This window comes from Nitrosopumilus sp. S4, assembly GCF_054515835.1.
This window is the reverse complement of record NZ_CM137258.1, coordinates 603,782-617,383: the sequence shown is the minus strand read 5'-3', so window position 1 is coordinate 617,383 and position 13,602 is coordinate 603,782. Positions and strand designations below refer to the sequence as shown.

The window sequence follows — 13,602 nt, the reverse complement described above, 5'->3', positions numbered from 1 at the left end:
TTATGAAAATTATCTAAAATTTTATTTTAGTAAATCAGATTTTTCCCAAAATAGTTCAAATAAAGAATCAAGCATTCCAACCAGAGTATCTGAATCAGACCACCATGCAAATACCTGCCTTGTTGGATGGTTTGCATTTCTCATAAAGATGAGAACATGTTTTGAATCATTTATCAAAAAGCACATTTTGTTTGATTTGTTTTCCATGGTGCGAATATTTCTGGAATTTATCTCAGATAGGAATTCAGGTGTTGTATCAGATGAGGATATCAATAACTGCATATTTGTTGGAGACTCTTCTAACCACTCAAAAACATCTGAATGGTAAAATCTCATTACATCTTGCATGCTACCATATATTTTGAAATCATCAACACTTGAATCAATCATCTCTTTTATTTTGTTAAAAATTGGACCAGTACCATGAAGCATCTGCATCTTTTCTGTTTTTGATTCATCCGTATCTATTGCAAAAAATGGAACCTCTTTCCACATTGCAGAAAGCATCTCTTCTTTTTCTGCTAGGGCATCAACTTTGGTTTGCTCTTGTCTTACCAGTGTCTCTATTGCTTTTTTTAGCTCTATTGCATGGTATTTTGTTGGATGTGCTAGCTCTGCTACTACTAGACCCATACTTTGCATAGAATTTATCAAATGATATGTCTCAGTTCGAGGAATCTGCAAAGACTTGGAAACATCAGATGCAGTCTTTGAGCCATATTTTCCCAGATACATGAAAACTTTGACTTGGCTTTTTGTAAGGCCAAATCCAATTAGTTCTTTGTTTATTTTCTCTAGTGTAACTTTGTATTTGTATAATTGAGTATCCGATTGATTATCAAATAGGGTTATTTCTTTTGAATTCACTGAAATTTTGTAATTATTTTTAATTAATAACTGGATCCCCAAATTCCCAGATATGGTAAATCTTACAGTATGAATGTAGGCATAATTTAAAAAATGTCTAATTTAACAAATAATATTCCACTTGTAATATAGTAGTAATTATTAAAATTAAGATTTCAAATATTACAGCATGGATGTATACCAGGCCAAATTTGAATTTGAGTCATCAAAGGAGAATCTACTTCAAACCATACTAAAAAACAAAGAAAATCTTGATGCACATACAATAAGTCTGGCAATCAAGGACTTTGTTAGAAATCATGAAAAATATAATTTTGAAAAAAATAGATGGTTAGATGTTATCTCTGCAACAGATAACAAACACCTATGCTTTTCACACTAGAGAAGACAATAGTTTTGTGTGACTAGTGTCGTTTCTAAAGCATTCATCTAAACGTGCTTGGAGATTATCATGATAGCATTGGTTTGAACAAAACTCCTTTTTTCCAGTAACAAATGGAGAAACACACACTTGGCAGGTTTTCATGCCAAAATCTCCATTGTCTCTATCTGATCTTTTTCTCCAAAGCACTGTTTAGTGGAAAGACATGCCTCACATACTAGCCATTTAGGAGCATGATGACCATTCTTAGCAGGTTTGTAGGTTACCTGATATTTTGGAGTGTGTCTATCTTCGCAGATATTCAATTTTCAATCTCCCGGTCTAATTGCTCAACTTGGCATGTGAGTAATAGGTAGAATTGTCTAAAGGCACTCATACGTAGACCCCCATGGTGTGGTTTTTTATCTTCATGACTACATTTTGGGTCATTTCTATGAGATTTGCCATTTCAGACTCTACAAAAAATTCTGAAGTGGAATCTTTTCTTTGGATTTTGGATGGTGTGTTCATCTTTATTCATAGTATAGTAGGTTACAATGGATATAACCAAGGATTTCGATATGACTGCAATTTAGTATCGATTCATGCGAACCCCAAGTGCTTTAGTTGATTTTTAGGTATTTTTAGCAGGTCAATAGGCGTGTATGAGAAGTATCACGCTTAAAGCACTCATCAATTTGAAATTGAAGATATTTAAGATAACAATCGACAGAGCAGCAATTTTTCTTACCATCAGTGTAAGACTTTGAACATATTGGACATAGACTCATGCTATTATCTCCATTGCTTCAATATCAGATTCATCACCAAAGCACTTTCTTGTTGCAAGACATCCTTCACATACTAGCCATTTAGGATTATGCTGACCATTCATTGCAGGCTTGTAGGTAACCAAATACTTTGGAATGTGCCTATCTTCACAAATGTTCATCATCAATCTCCCGGGCTAATTCCTCAACCTGGCAGGTGAGTAGCAAATAGAATTGTTTTAGAGGGTTCATAGTGTGTCCTCCTTGGATTGTTGTTTAATCTTGGAAAATACATCATTGGTCATTTTGAGTAGTGACTCCATTTGTGGGTCGATAATTGAAAGGGTCAATATATTGCGCCTCCCTTCTCCCAAGACAATTCAAAGAGAGAACTCATCATTTCAACTAGGACGTCTGAATCAGACCACCATGCAAATACCTGTCTGGTAGGATGGTTTGCATTTCTCATAAAGATGAGAACTTCTTTTTTGTCATTTACAATGAAACATTTGTTTTCAGCTTTTGCTGGAAATGCTCGAATCTCATCGGAATCAAATTCACCTAGGAATTCAGGTGTTTTTGATAATGGTGATACAACTATTTTGAGATTTGTTGGTGCGTCCTCAACCCAATCAAACACATCAGCATGATACATTCTGAGCAAATCAGAGACGCTGCCGTAAATTCTAAATTCGCCTGTACTAGAATTTACCATTTCTCGGATTTTGTTGTTAATTGGTCCTGAACCATGGAGTAATTGCATCTTTTCAGATTTTGACTCGTCAGTTTCAACCATAAAGAATGGAATTTCTTTCCACATCTCAGATAGCGATTCTTCCTTGTTTGCAAGGATGTCAATTCTTTCTTGCTCTTGCTTTACGAGTGTAGAAATGGCCTCTTTCATATCCATTGCAGTGTATCTTGTTGGATGTGACAGTTCTGAGACTACCAATCCAAAATTCTGCAATGAGTTCACGAGATGATATGTCTCGGTTCTAGGCAATTGTAGTGCTTTTGCTATCTCTGAAGCTGTCTTCGATCCATACTTTCCAAGATAGATGAACACCTTTGCCTGACTTTTGGTAAGGCCAAAATTGATTAACTCATTTCTTATCTTCTCAAGAGTGAGTTTATGCTTGTACATTTCTGTGTCTGATTCAATATCAAACATGCTGATTTCTTGTTGGGGGGTCATTGTTCTGAAGAAACTAATGGTTACAATCGATATAACCAAGGTTTTCGCATAGGCACAAAATTTGGTTCGAACCATGCGAACCGACCTAAAAACAAGTCCCGTTAGTGGGAATACATACCATTGCTTATAAAGGAAAATAAGATATTCATTTCGTTGAAAAAGAGGCAGATAGCCATCATTAGTATTGCTTCAATTGTAGTTTTAGTTGCATCATCTACAATTATTGCCACTCCAGAGTTGCTAAATGCATATGCAGGTGTAACACTGTCAAATGACAATGTTGCAAAGACAATCCAAATTAGAGTAAACCCAGCGGGAACAAATATTGAACATACCTTTGATTCGTTCTCAAGAGTAGGATTTGTAGATGGTGATCAGAATTTTTTGCTAGAATCAGTTCCCAGTAAAGACAAAAAGCCATTTTATGTATTGGTTCAAAAATCCCTTAATGACAAAAACCCCCTAATTACCAATACACGAATGAATGTTGCAATTGATATATTCTCAGGGGATGGAGAAATAATCCATACATTACTATACAAAGAGTGCGACGTTACAGAATATTTTGTTCACGGTGTAGATTCAAAGGGTAAGATCTTCTTTTTAGAAGAGGATGGGACTGTTGAGATCAGAGAAGTTACAAAATTTAGTTGTACATCATTCTCACTGGAGATAGACGTATCAGATATTCCAGTAAGCGAGATTACAACTCCAGTAAAGGTATTTGATAGAAACAAATTCGAGATAGAAAATGACATCTATTTTAGCACACCTTCAAAATCTGAAGAAGGTGAATTATTTTACAATAGCATTACCAATAAACTCCAGAAATATGTGAATGGAACATGGGTGGATATTTCAGGAGTAGGCGGACCTCCATCACCTAGAAGATAAGACAATGAAGCTGCAATTCATTGTAATTCTATTATCAATAACTGGAATTACAGTAGGATTAGCACAGTTAGGGGATGAATACGTATCAATAATTGTAACATCAGAAGGAAAGGCCAAAATATCTCAGACATTATTTCCCAAAACATTTGTCTCATCAATTGATGTAGATATCGTTTCAGAAAACATATCAAATCTGCTAGCAATAGATGAAAAAAATATTCTCTTAGGAACCACTCAAAACGAGGATCTTCTAAAGATTGCCACATTAGGGGCATCAACTGTTAATCTCAAATATAATGCAGATATTCTTTCCTACGAATCAGGCGTTTTCAGGCTCAAATATAGTAGTGATTTGGAATCAAGGGTCAGTTTACCACCTCTATCAAAATTAGTTTCACTAAATACCATTCCAATTGAGATATCTGAAAAAGAATATGTTTTGCCACCTGGAGACATATCACTTAGTTATTCTATCAGACCAGTTACATCAAAGGAGTTTTTTGTAACAGTGGATAATTCAGAGCAAAAAGTAGAGGCAATAACGGCTGCAAAGATTGAGGAGTTTTCAGCAAATAACAAAGAAATTCAATTCATCATTAAAGACAGGGCAATAGTTCTAACAATCATTCCAAAAAAAGTAGTAAATAACCCCAACAGTGTGATTTTGAATGGTCAGGAAGTTGATTTTAGTCAGTTCCACCAAAACAGCACACATTCTTGGATAAGAATAGATCCTCATGAGAAGGGATTGGTAAAAATTTTCGATGTAGATACAAAGACAGATGAGGGTGGAGGTTGCCTAATTGCAACTGCAATATTTGGTTCAGAATTAGCACCCCAAGTTCAGATGTTAAGGGAAATTCGAGATAACCAATTACTCAAAACAGATTCAGGTATTTCATTTATGAATGGATTCAATGAAATGTACTATTCATTCTCACCATTAGTTGCAGATTACCAAAGAGAGAATCAAATTTTCAATGAATTGGTGAAAATTGGAATTACACCAATGCTTTCGTCACTATTAATTATGACAAATGCACATTCTGAGGGAGAAATATTGGGATTAGGTATTGCAGTAATTCTAATAAATATTGGAATGTATCTAGTTTTGCCAATAATATTATCTTATCAAGTTATGAGAATAGTTCGAACCAAACGCCTGCTAAAATCGAACCAGTTGGTTATATCAAGTAAATACGTAAGATCGGTGTTGAAAAATAGCCTCTTCGGCATTATTGCACTAGCGATATTATCAGTTAGTGTATCATCAGCTTTTGAATATGCATATGCAGATGATCATGAAGATCCAATCAAGATGGTTTTAGATATCACGTATCAGAATATTTTAGAATCAAGGGAGGGATTAGACGAGGTTCCTGAAAATGCTGAGACATTTTTCGTTGCAGGTGAGGAAAAATACAATGAGGCCTTAGCTGCCCTTGAGGCAGGAGATATTGTTACTGCAAGAGAGAGTGCAATAGTTGCAATGGCGCTATTCGAGGATGCGGCACAAGAGATAGGAGCATTAGAAGAGCAGGCATCAACACAACTACCACCAGGATTTGGATCTGCAATTGATAGTGCATCAGATACTGGAATATCCACAGGTCAGGGATTAGGAGTTGGAGGAATTCCGCCAGGCATCCTAAAGCAGATAACTGCTGCCAATATTTTTGAGATTCAAGAAGAGATTACCAATGTAGATGAGGAGGTTGAGGAATTACGGGCATTAATTGAATCAAATAATCTAGATGTTAATTTAGAGGAATATGATAAATCAATAAATCTTGCAAAAGAAGTTTTGGCAAATGGAGATATTCCAGATGCTCATGCAAAACTAGAACTTGCAAATAGTATCAAAGATAGTCTTTTTGAGCAGATCAATGCAGCAACACAAGAAAATCAAGATGAGAGAATCCAACAATTTGTAGATAATAGTATTAATGAAATTAGCGAGATGTTAGCAAAAGAAAACCTTGGTCTAACTAAAAAGGCAATTAAAGAATTAGAGGACACATTAGAGGTCCTCAATAGTGGAGATATAGATGAAATTTTAGAAAAGACAAATGACAAAAGTGAGCTTGCAAAGGAATTAGATAAAGACGGTAAGGAGGAAACTGAGTCTCCAGGAAATAGCGGAGATGCACCAGGACAGAATAAAGAAGACTCTCCAGGAAATAGCGGAGATGCACCAGGACAGAATAAAGAAGACTCTCCAGGAAATAGCGGAGATGCACCAGGACAGAATAAAGAAGATCTACCACCTGGTCTTGGAGCAGCAGGAGAAAACCCATCTGAGAATGCAATTGAAAATGGGCAAGGACTTGGAATTGGAAATATCCCACCAGGTCAATTAAAGAAATTAGATATTGGAGAATTCGGAACATACAGTCCTGATGACTATTTTGAAGATGCAATTGATGATTTGACAGAAGATTCTTTTGAAGCAAAATGGGATAAAATGGACAAGAATTCAAAGGCAAAAGAAAAAGCAGATAAAATCAAAGCAGATAAAATCAAAGGCAAAGCAAATGCCAAAGGTAACAGCGGTGGAGGAAATCCAAACTGTAACAATGAAGGAGTTACAGACAATGATCCTACAAATACATCAGGACAAATTGGAATACCTTACATAGTTGAAGATTTCACTGCCGTAGGAAGTAGTTGTCAAGTAGCTGCACCTGAAAACATCAGCATTCAAGTTGACAGACCTACTGGAGGACCATTAAATCTAAACCAAGGTGATTCATTCATTCCAACTGAAGCCGGAACTTACACCATTACAGCAAGTTTCCAAGGACAGTTTGAAATTAGAACAGTAGAGATAACAGGTGGACTAGATGCAGATGCAGGTCCTGACCAAACAGTAAATGATTGTTCAGACATTACACTAGATGGTTCAGGTTCAACCGATGAAGCTCCTGGAGTAATTGTATCATATTCATGGGTTAAAGAGGCACCAATGCCAAATAAATTTGCAGAATTCCCCAATAGTTTGATATCACCAACATTCACTCCAGATGATGTTAGTTCTGATGAAACATACACATTCACATTAACTGTTACTGATGACGATGGAAACAAGAATTCAGATTCAGTAAACATTACTGTAACTGATGGCGGAGCATGTGGAGGAAACACTCCACCAACTATAGTTAATTTCACAGGAACAGATAATCCAGTAAATGACGATGGTGTAACTGAATGGTCACTTACCGCTACGGTAACTGATCCTGATCCAGATACTCTAACATATCTTTGGACATATAGCGCTCAAGGTGGAATTACAGTCAACATAGATAATCCAAAATCATTATCTACAACATTTGACGTACCAAATTTCACTGGTCCACCATCTAGAAACATTACATTTACACTGACAGTAAATGATGGTGTTAATCCTCCTGTGCAAGGCCAAGTAGTGGTAACAGTCAATAATATTTAGGAAATCATTTTAGGTTTTTCCAATACTTTACAAATTTTCAATTATCTTTAATCTTTGAATAGTTTGATTCGGAGATAATATCAGATGAGTGCATTTCTTCAATTTTTAATTTGATTTGCTCAGAGAGATATTCTGAGAGTTTCTGGTCATATCCTTCTTCATATTTTTTTTCAGGAGATTCTACTCGCTCGATTACTTTTTCAACAATTCGCTCTACGGGTTTTTCCTCAATTGCAGGAGATGTACGTTTGAGTTTTTTAGCCCCAATCACACCAACTACTAGAATTGGAATTACAATGACTCCAATTAGCAGAGAATAGTTCTTCTCAATATTAGCAGTTACTGTAATTGGGCCATCAATGAAGACCTGAGAGGTGTTTCCATCATACATCACATCAGCTCCTTCCCAGCCATATACAGAATTTAGAATTAACCCATCTCCTCCAGCATCAACTCCAATTGGGACGGTTTCTCCTTGCTCATACCATCCACTACCAATAGTTGTTCCAACATCAGAAAGTACATTGAGTTTGTACTGGTATGTTGCAAAGAAATCAACCTGATGATACTCATTCATCAAAATAGGAGGGGTTGTAAAGGAGGTAGAGCCGTCATCCTCAATATTCCAAAACTCTTCCTTGTCAAGGGACCAACCAGTAATCTCTTGTCGAACTTTGTTTGGTTCAACCTCAGTAGTTCTTTGTACATTTACAGATACTTCTGTTCCAACATCAAACCAATTGTCATTTGTAGGAGATGATGGTAAAAATGAAAAATCATTTGTTCCCTCTACCCCAATTGCATATTGAGGAACTGCAGAGAACACAATTGTATGAGAAGAATCAGTTGGAATGTTTATTGTAAAATCACCTCTGGCAGTTCGAGATATCTTCACAGTCTCACCGTCCAAAGTGTAAGAGACTAGATTATACCTGCTAGTTTCATCCTGAACCCATGAATGATTTTGAGTTAGGGTAAATGTTTGTCCTGAAACAAGTGGAACATCATAGGACGGTAAAATGTTATTCTCAAAACTCACCTTCAGAGTATTCTGGTTTGAGAATTGTGCAAATGCATCACCTCCAAAGACACTTGCCAAAATAATTGCAGATAAAAGAAAAACAATTAACTTCATGTCATCACCAATGCCTCAAGTCCAGGATATTTTGAATCAAGTTTTTCATTAATTTGCTCTAATGTTTTTGCATAATCACTATTAAGGGTCTCATATTTTCCACGTGGAATCAAATCTGCATCAAAATCAGAATGTAGTTTTTTCAGGGATTGTTCATATCCAAACTTTTTTGCAAGTAGTAAGTAAAATTCATCAGAGATAGGCCATGTAGATTTTGGCAACTCAAATACATCACCAATTGGTTGCGAGCTCTCACCTCTAAAACTATCAATCTCTTTAATTTTTTGAAATCGATATGCAGTCAAAATGTATCTAACGTCATTTGAGGAATATTTTAGCTTCTCAACTAGACCACATTTGAGAAGGGATTTCTCTATTGTCAGTCGCACTAGATCCTGTTTTGATTTGTCATTATCACCTGTAGTTTTTTGTGCAATCTCAGAGAGTTTGACTGGTCCCATCTTTTCTTCAGTTAATTCAGATATAGCATAGATTATCTTCTGAGTGAGGAGTTCTTTTGATGATTCTTCAAGATATTTGAAGCAGTTTTCTTTGAGATTTTTTACCTTGAGAATTCTAGAATAAAGATCTTCTTCACTGAGCAATTGTAATCACCATTTCTCTTATCAACTAGAACAAAAGTGGATAGACATATTATTTTTGATTAACTCTAGAGATTTTTTGTGTGATTTTAAAAATAATTCGAATAATTATCCCAAAACACTACTTAAAATGGGTCAAGAACAAAGGATATCCATGAAGGCCAGATTTAATGGAAAATGTGTGGAATGTGGGGGAGAGATTAAAGTTGGAAAGGAGATCCTCAAAAACTCAAAAGAGCAATGGGTTCACAAAGCATGTTCAGATCTGGAAGATGAATTACCTTAAATGAAATTGGAATAAATTAGTCATAAATTTTTTAAATTACCTCAAATAATGAATCTCACAATGGGCAGATCAAGTATATTTTTGATGGCATCACTATTGGCAGTATTTGCAGTAATGATGATTCCACAGAGCATCTCAGCTGATTCAAATCAAAACTCAGTTACCATTACTCCAATTAATGACGAATTAAGCTTGAAAAAGACAGTGACTACAATGAATGTTCCAGAAGATAATAAACTCCCATGGGGTGCAGTAAAGGGTTCACCATCAGAGTATGTAGAGAGATATCCAGTAATCATTCAGTTCTACAAAGGAGAAGACCCAGTTCACTTTGCACAAGTTGATGTAAAAGGAGATGGCTCATTTGATTACAAATTCAGAGTCAGAAATGTAGATTTGAACACAGGAGAAGCAGTAAACATCTTTGAAGGAGAATACACCGTAAAGATATTCAGAGTCATCCCAAATTCAAGTGAAACGATTTAGCATAATTTTACTTTGATTTCAAATTTAGTCAGAGAATTCATATACTGAATGAATTTTTGAAGAGCTAGAAAATGAGTAAAAACTATTGGCATGATATTGAATCCGGAAATGATATTCCAGAAATCATCAATGTCGTAGTAGAGATTCCAAAGGGTTCAATGAACAAATACGAATATGATAAAAAACATAACATGATAAAACTTGACAGAGTTTTATTCTCACCATTTCATTATCCTGGAGATTATGGTCTAGTTCCTCAAACTTTGTCTGATGATGGAGACCCACTAGATGCACTAGTATTGGTAACAAATCCAACTTTTCCAGGAATTTTAATTGAGGCAAGACCAATTGGATTGCTGCAAATGAAAGACGATGGAAAATTAGATGATAAGATAATTTGCGTTGCAACAAATGATCCCAGATATCTTCACACAACAGATATTTCAAACATTGAAGATCATTATCGTTCAGAGATTGCACATTTTTTCCAAGTGTACAAAGACCTCGAAGGTAAAAAAGTAGATATCATTGGTTGGAAGTCAGCAAAAGAGGCAAAGGTTGTAATTATTGATTCAATAAAGAGATACAAAGACACTTTGAAAAAATATTAGAATGACAAAAGAATGTGAACATTTCTCAAATGAAAATAATGTTTCATCAAATTCTAAAAGCTGCGAAGAGTGTGAAAAAGAACACCTACCAATAGTTGCAATTAGAATGTGTTTAACTTGCGGTCATGTCGGATGTTGTGATTCATCCATTGGAAAACACGCGACAAAACATTTTGAGGAGACAGGACATCCCGTAATGAAGGCAATTCCAGGAGATATTTGGAAATGGTGCTATATCCACAAAGAATACTATTAACAAAAAAAATTATTTCATAAAATGCCAGTTAAAAAATAACAACACTACAAAAAATATCCCAAATATGGGAATTTTATGCTTAGTTTTAATACAAATTTTGCAACACCAGTACATTGACATCACAAACTATGGAGATACCAGGTTCAATTAGTTTGGAAATGTACACACTATTTTATCAAACAAACAAGATTTTGGATAAAATCAAATCTTTGAAAAAAACATTGTGATAGATTCTTCAAAAGAGTGATTTAATTTCTCAAGATGAGAATTATCAGTTTTGAGAGTTTTTGAATCAAACCAAGGCTCTGATAAATACAAACTTCTATTCATCTCAACTTGAATCCAAGGGATGGGATTATTTCCATATGTCTTGGTAATGTGTCCACCATGAAATGGATCATTTAGGAATATCTCATCTCTATTAATTGAAAAGGATTGAGATATACAATATGCTAAAAGTTCAATCATTTCAGCAGAGGATGTTGCACCATCTTGATTTGAAAGACAAAACAGAGGTCTTTTTTTGTTGTTCCCATCAGGGGAGACATTTGGAGCAACAGAGGCCATTGAATGACAATCAATACATAGCTGCAAATCTAGTTCATGGATATTCTTTTGAATTTCTCTATGATATGGCAAATAATATTTCTCAATCAGTATTTTTCTTAGATAATCATCAGGTTCTTTGCCTGTAACATAGATTGGTCTTTGATAGCATGTTGCACTTTTTATCAGGCCATCAGGATTTTTTGGGGGAAGATCCTGCAGAGAACGATTAAGATCAACAAATGCTCTTGCAATATCAGATTTGATAACTTTTTGAACTTTATCCCCAAGATCATAAATCTCAATTACAAAAGGATCAGAGTCATCAAACTGATCTTTTTCTGTAATACACAAATGTCCATCAAGTTCTGAAGGTTTTTGTGTTCCACCATGTGGAATGGATAACAATATTGGGAATTTATTCAATCTAATCCTTCTGCAGTTCCATCACGTCTTACTTCTGCCACTCCATGAAATCCAGATTGGGATTGCAATTTCATCACTGCATGAATTGCTCCATGATAAAATGAATAACGTTCTTTAACAGATATTTCATATCCCATTTCTTTAAGGTATTCAACAATTTCAGGCTTAAAGCCACCATCTTCAATACTAACCATTCCACCAATAGAGCAATGAAATCGGGGTCTTCTTATTGCCTCATTCATTGGAAGGTTTCCATCAATTATTCTGGAAAGAAATTGAGTAATCGTTGAGAAAATTCTCTGACTGCCAGGACTACCCACAACCATCCAAATCTTGGAATCATTAATTATCAATGCTGGAGATACAGATGTCCAAGGAATTGCATTTGGTCTAATAAAGTAAGGGTGATTAGGATTGGTAAATTCAAATGCTGACATGTAGTTATTGTACAAGAACCCCAATCCATCTGCTGCTGCCTTTGAGCCATATGCAAGCTCTATTGATTGTGTTATTCCTACTGCATTTCCCTCATCATCCATTGTTGATAGATGTGTAGTGTCTTCTCCTCCAAAATCAGGATCAGTCATCGGTAGTGTTGCATCCATAGAGTTGCGAATAGATTCGGCCATCTGTTTTGCAAAAGATCTTTGGAGATGGAGTTTATCTTGGATTTGATTATAAGTATGAGGATTAAATGGCCTCTGAATTCTATGCAAGAATGATTTTCTAAATGTCTCTGCAACAAAGTGGTATGAGCTTGGTTTTCCACTACGCAAAAACTTTGAAGGTAAATGATTGAGCATCATCAATGTTAACAACAATGTTCGTCCTGCAGCTGGTGGAGGTAAAGTAACCACAGTAAGATGTCGGTATTTTCTACTGATGGGTTTTCTTTCTATTGGTTCAGGTATGTATGCCAAATCTTCTTCTCGAATTAATCCTCTATTTGTTTTCATATCAGTAGAAATTTTTTTTGCAATCTGACCATGATAGAAACTCTGAAATCCATGCTCAGAAATTGTAGTTAGTGTTTGTGCTAAATCATCTTGAATGAATCTATCACCTACATCATATGGGACTAGACCATCTTTTAGAAAATATTTTGCTCCAGATTTTGATTTAACGGATAGAAAACTTTCAAGCTCCCGTTGTTGGAGACCATTTTGTAATGCAGTGATTTTGTATCCTTTTTTTGCAATTCTAATTGAAGGTGCAACAATTTTTTGCCACTCTAAGCGACCATATCTTCCATGTAAAAATCCAATTACAGCTAAAGTACTTGGAACTGTTGTTGCTTTGTAACCTATTCTACTTCGTTTCTTTCTTCTATAAACAGATGAATGTGCTAGAGATGGAGAACGACTAGAGCCATCAAGTGCAACTGTTTTCCCATTAATATGAAAAATAGCCATAGATTGGCCTCCAATCCCAGATGCCTGTGGCTCACAAACACCTAATGCTAATGCAGTTGCGCATGCAGCATCAATTGCATTACCACCTTTCTTGAGCATTTCAACTCCTGCCTTGGTGGCATCAGGAAATGCAGATGCCACCATTCCTTTTTTTGCAGTTGAGGATTTTTTATCAGGTGATGTCCTAAAAGATTTTTCTATTTGTTGGACTATCAATTTCTTTTATTTCCCAATGATCGTAATCCAACTTTTTGAAGCAACATTATAGATAAAACATTTCGTTTAGCAAGATATTTTTTTGTGTAAA

At 35.4% G+C, this 13,602-nt stretch carries 16 protein-coding genes; 7 read left to right on the top strand and 9 right to left on the bottom strand.

Annotated features, from left to right (window positions below; genetic code table 11):
• Positions 1 to 21: 21 nt before the first annotated feature.
• The gene (locus tag ACX119_RS03380; RefSeq protein ID WP_459351727.1) at positions 22 to 867 is read right to left on the bottom strand and encodes a TrmB family transcriptional regulator; all 846 of its coding nucleotides are present in this window, start codon (positions 865 to 867) and stop codon (positions 22 to 24) included.
• A 169-nt stretch (positions 868 to 1,036) separates the two neighbouring features.
• Between ACX119_RS03380 and ACX119_RS03375 the strand changes: the two genes are divergently transcribed.
• Positions 1,037 to 1,249, top strand: a complete 213-nt coding sequence (locus ACX119_RS03375; RefSeq protein WP_459351726.1) for a hypothetical protein — start codon at positions 1,037 to 1,039, stop codon at positions 1,247 to 1,249.
• Here ACX119_RS03375 and ACX119_RS03370 read toward each other — a convergent pair.
• From ACX119_RS03370 to ACX119_RS03355, 4 genes are all read right to left on the bottom strand, one after another.
• Positions 1,241 to 1,393 (bottom strand): hypothetical protein, encoded by a 153-nt coding sequence (locus tag ACX119_RS03370; RefSeq protein WP_459351725.1) that lies wholly within the window; start codon positions 1,391 to 1,393, stop codon positions 1,241 to 1,243. The two genes, ACX119_RS03375 and ACX119_RS03370, sit on opposite strands and share 9 nt — an antisense overlap.
• Positions 1,390 to 1,554, bottom strand: coding sequence for a hypothetical protein (locus ACX119_RS03365; RefSeq protein WP_459351724.1), 165 nt, complete (start codon positions 1,552 to 1,554; stop codon positions 1,390 to 1,392). The genes ACX119_RS03370 and ACX119_RS03365 overlap by 4 nt, the downstream gene beginning before the upstream one ends.
• A 461-nt stretch (positions 1,555 to 2,015) precedes the next feature.
• On the bottom strand, positions 2,016 to 2,180 hold the full coding sequence (locus tag ACX119_RS03360) for a hypothetical protein (protein WP_459351723.1): 165 nt from the start codon (positions 2,178 to 2,180) through the stop codon (positions 2,016 to 2,018).
• Between the two features lie 164 nt (positions 2,181 to 2,344).
• Positions 2,345 to 3,193, bottom strand: coding sequence for a TrmB family transcriptional regulator (locus ACX119_RS03355; protein WP_459351722.1), 849 nt, complete (start codon positions 3,191 to 3,193; stop codon positions 2,345 to 2,347).
• Positions 3,194 to 3,346: 153 nt separating this feature from the next.
• Here ACX119_RS03355 and ACX119_RS03350 point away from each other — a divergent pair, with 153 nt between their 5' ends.
• Positions 3,347 to 4,087 carry a hypothetical protein gene (locus tag ACX119_RS03350; protein WP_459351721.1) on the top strand — a complete coding sequence of 247 codons (741 nt, stop codon included), beginning with the start codon at positions 3,347 to 3,349 and terminating at the stop codon, positions 4,085 to 4,087.
• Positions 4,088 to 4,091: 4 nt separating this feature from the next.
• The gene (locus ACX119_RS03345) at positions 4,092 to 7,535 is read left to right on the top strand and encodes a PKD domain-containing protein (RefSeq protein WP_459351720.1); all 3,444 of its coding nucleotides are present in this window, start codon (positions 4,092 to 4,094) and stop codon (positions 7,533 to 7,535) included.
• Between the two features lie 37 nt (positions 7,536 to 7,572).
• On the opposite strand, the gene ACX119_RS03340 is transcribed toward ACX119_RS03345, so the two are convergent.
• Both ACX119_RS03340 and ACX119_RS03335 read right to left on the bottom strand, forming a co-directional pair.
• The gene (locus tag ACX119_RS03340) at positions 7,573 to 8,670 is read right to left on the bottom strand and encodes a hypothetical protein (protein ID WP_459351719.1); all 1,098 of its coding nucleotides are present in this window, start codon (positions 8,668 to 8,670) and stop codon (positions 7,573 to 7,575) included.
• A complete protein-coding gene (locus ACX119_RS03335) occupies positions 8,667 to 9,275 on the bottom strand; it encodes a hypothetical protein (RefSeq protein ID WP_459351718.1) in 609 nt (202 codons plus the stop codon). The genes ACX119_RS03340 and ACX119_RS03335 overlap by 4 nt, the downstream gene beginning before the upstream one ends.
• Positions 9,276 to 9,426: 151 nt before the next feature.
• On the opposite strand from ACX119_RS03335, the gene ACX119_RS03330 reads away from it, so the two are divergent.
• The 4 genes from ACX119_RS03330 (at position 9,427) to ACX119_RS03315 (ending at position 10,911) form a co-directional block, all read left to right on the top strand.
• Positions 9,427 to 9,558 carry a hypothetical protein gene (locus tag ACX119_RS03330; protein ID WP_459351717.1) on the top strand — a complete coding sequence of 44 codons (132 nt, stop codon included), beginning with the start codon at positions 9,427 to 9,429 and terminating at the stop codon, positions 9,556 to 9,558.
• 60 nt (positions 9,559 to 9,618) lie between these two features.
• Positions 9,619 to 10,044, top strand: coding sequence for a hypothetical protein (locus tag ACX119_RS03325; protein WP_459351716.1), 426 nt, complete (start codon positions 9,619 to 9,621; stop codon positions 10,042 to 10,044).
• Positions 10,045 to 10,115: 71 nt separating this feature from the next.
• A complete protein-coding gene (locus ACX119_RS03320; RefSeq protein WP_459351715.1) occupies positions 10,116 to 10,655 on the top strand; it encodes an inorganic diphosphatase in 540 nt (179 codons plus the stop codon).
• 1 nt (position 10,656) lies between these two features.
• The gene (locus ACX119_RS03315; protein ID WP_459351714.1) at positions 10,657 to 10,911 is read left to right on the top strand and encodes a UBP-type zinc finger domain-containing protein; all 255 of its coding nucleotides are present in this window, start codon (positions 10,657 to 10,659) and stop codon (positions 10,909 to 10,911) included.
• Positions 10,912 to 11,112: 201 nt separating this feature from the next.
• Here the strand turns inward: ACX119_RS03315 and ACX119_RS03310 are convergent, their stop codons facing one another.
• Both ACX119_RS03310 and ggt read right to left on the bottom strand, forming a co-directional pair.
• Entirely contained in the window at positions 11,113 to 11,883 is a 771-nt protein-coding gene (locus ACX119_RS03310) for an N-formylglutamate amidohydrolase (protein ID WP_459351713.1), read from the bottom strand.
• On the bottom strand, positions 11,880 to 13,511 hold the full coding sequence (gene ggt, locus ACX119_RS03305; RefSeq protein ID WP_459351712.1) for a gamma-glutamyltransferase: 1,632 nt from the start codon (positions 13,509 to 13,511) through the stop codon (positions 11,880 to 11,882). The genes ACX119_RS03310 and ggt overlap by 4 nt, the downstream gene beginning before the upstream one ends.
• Positions 13,512 to 13,602 lie beyond the last annotated feature (91 nt).

Coding starts and splice junctions, on each gene's coding strand:
- ACX119_RS03330 (WP_459351717.1), top strand. CDS start 9,427: ATGAAGGCCAGATTTAATGGAAAATGTGTGGAATGTGGGGGAGAGATT.
- ACX119_RS03345 (WP_459351720.1), top strand. CDS start 4,092: ATGAAGCTGCAATTCATTGTAATTCTATTATCAATAACTGGAATTACA.
- ACX119_RS03320 (WP_459351715.1), top strand. CDS start 10,116: ATGAGTAAAAACTATTGGCATGATATTGAATCCGGAAATGATATTCCA.
- ACX119_RS03355 (WP_459351722.1), bottom strand. CDS start 3,193: ATGACCCCCCAACAAGAAATCAGCATGTTTGATATTGAATCAGACACA.
- ACX119_RS03375 (WP_459351726.1), top strand. CDS start 1,037: ATGGATGTATACCAGGCCAAATTTGAATTTGAGTCATCAAAGGAGAAT.
- ACX119_RS03315 (WP_459351714.1), top strand. CDS start 10,657: ATGACAAAAGAATGTGAACATTTCTCAAATGAAAATAATGTTTCATCA.
- ACX119_RS03340 (WP_459351719.1), bottom strand. CDS start 8,670: ATGAAGTTAATTGTTTTTCTTTTATCTGCAATTATTTTGGCAAGTGTC.
- ACX119_RS03370 (WP_459351725.1), bottom strand. CDS start 1,393: ATGAAAACCTGCCAAGTGTGTGTTTCTCCATTTGTTACTGGAAAAAAG.
- ACX119_RS03360 (WP_459351723.1), bottom strand. CDS start 2,180: ATGAACATTTGTGAAGATAGGCACATTCCAAAGTATTTGGTTACCTAC.
- ACX119_RS03325 (WP_459351716.1), top strand. CDS start 9,619: ATGGGCAGATCAAGTATATTTTTGATGGCATCACTATTGGCAGTATTT.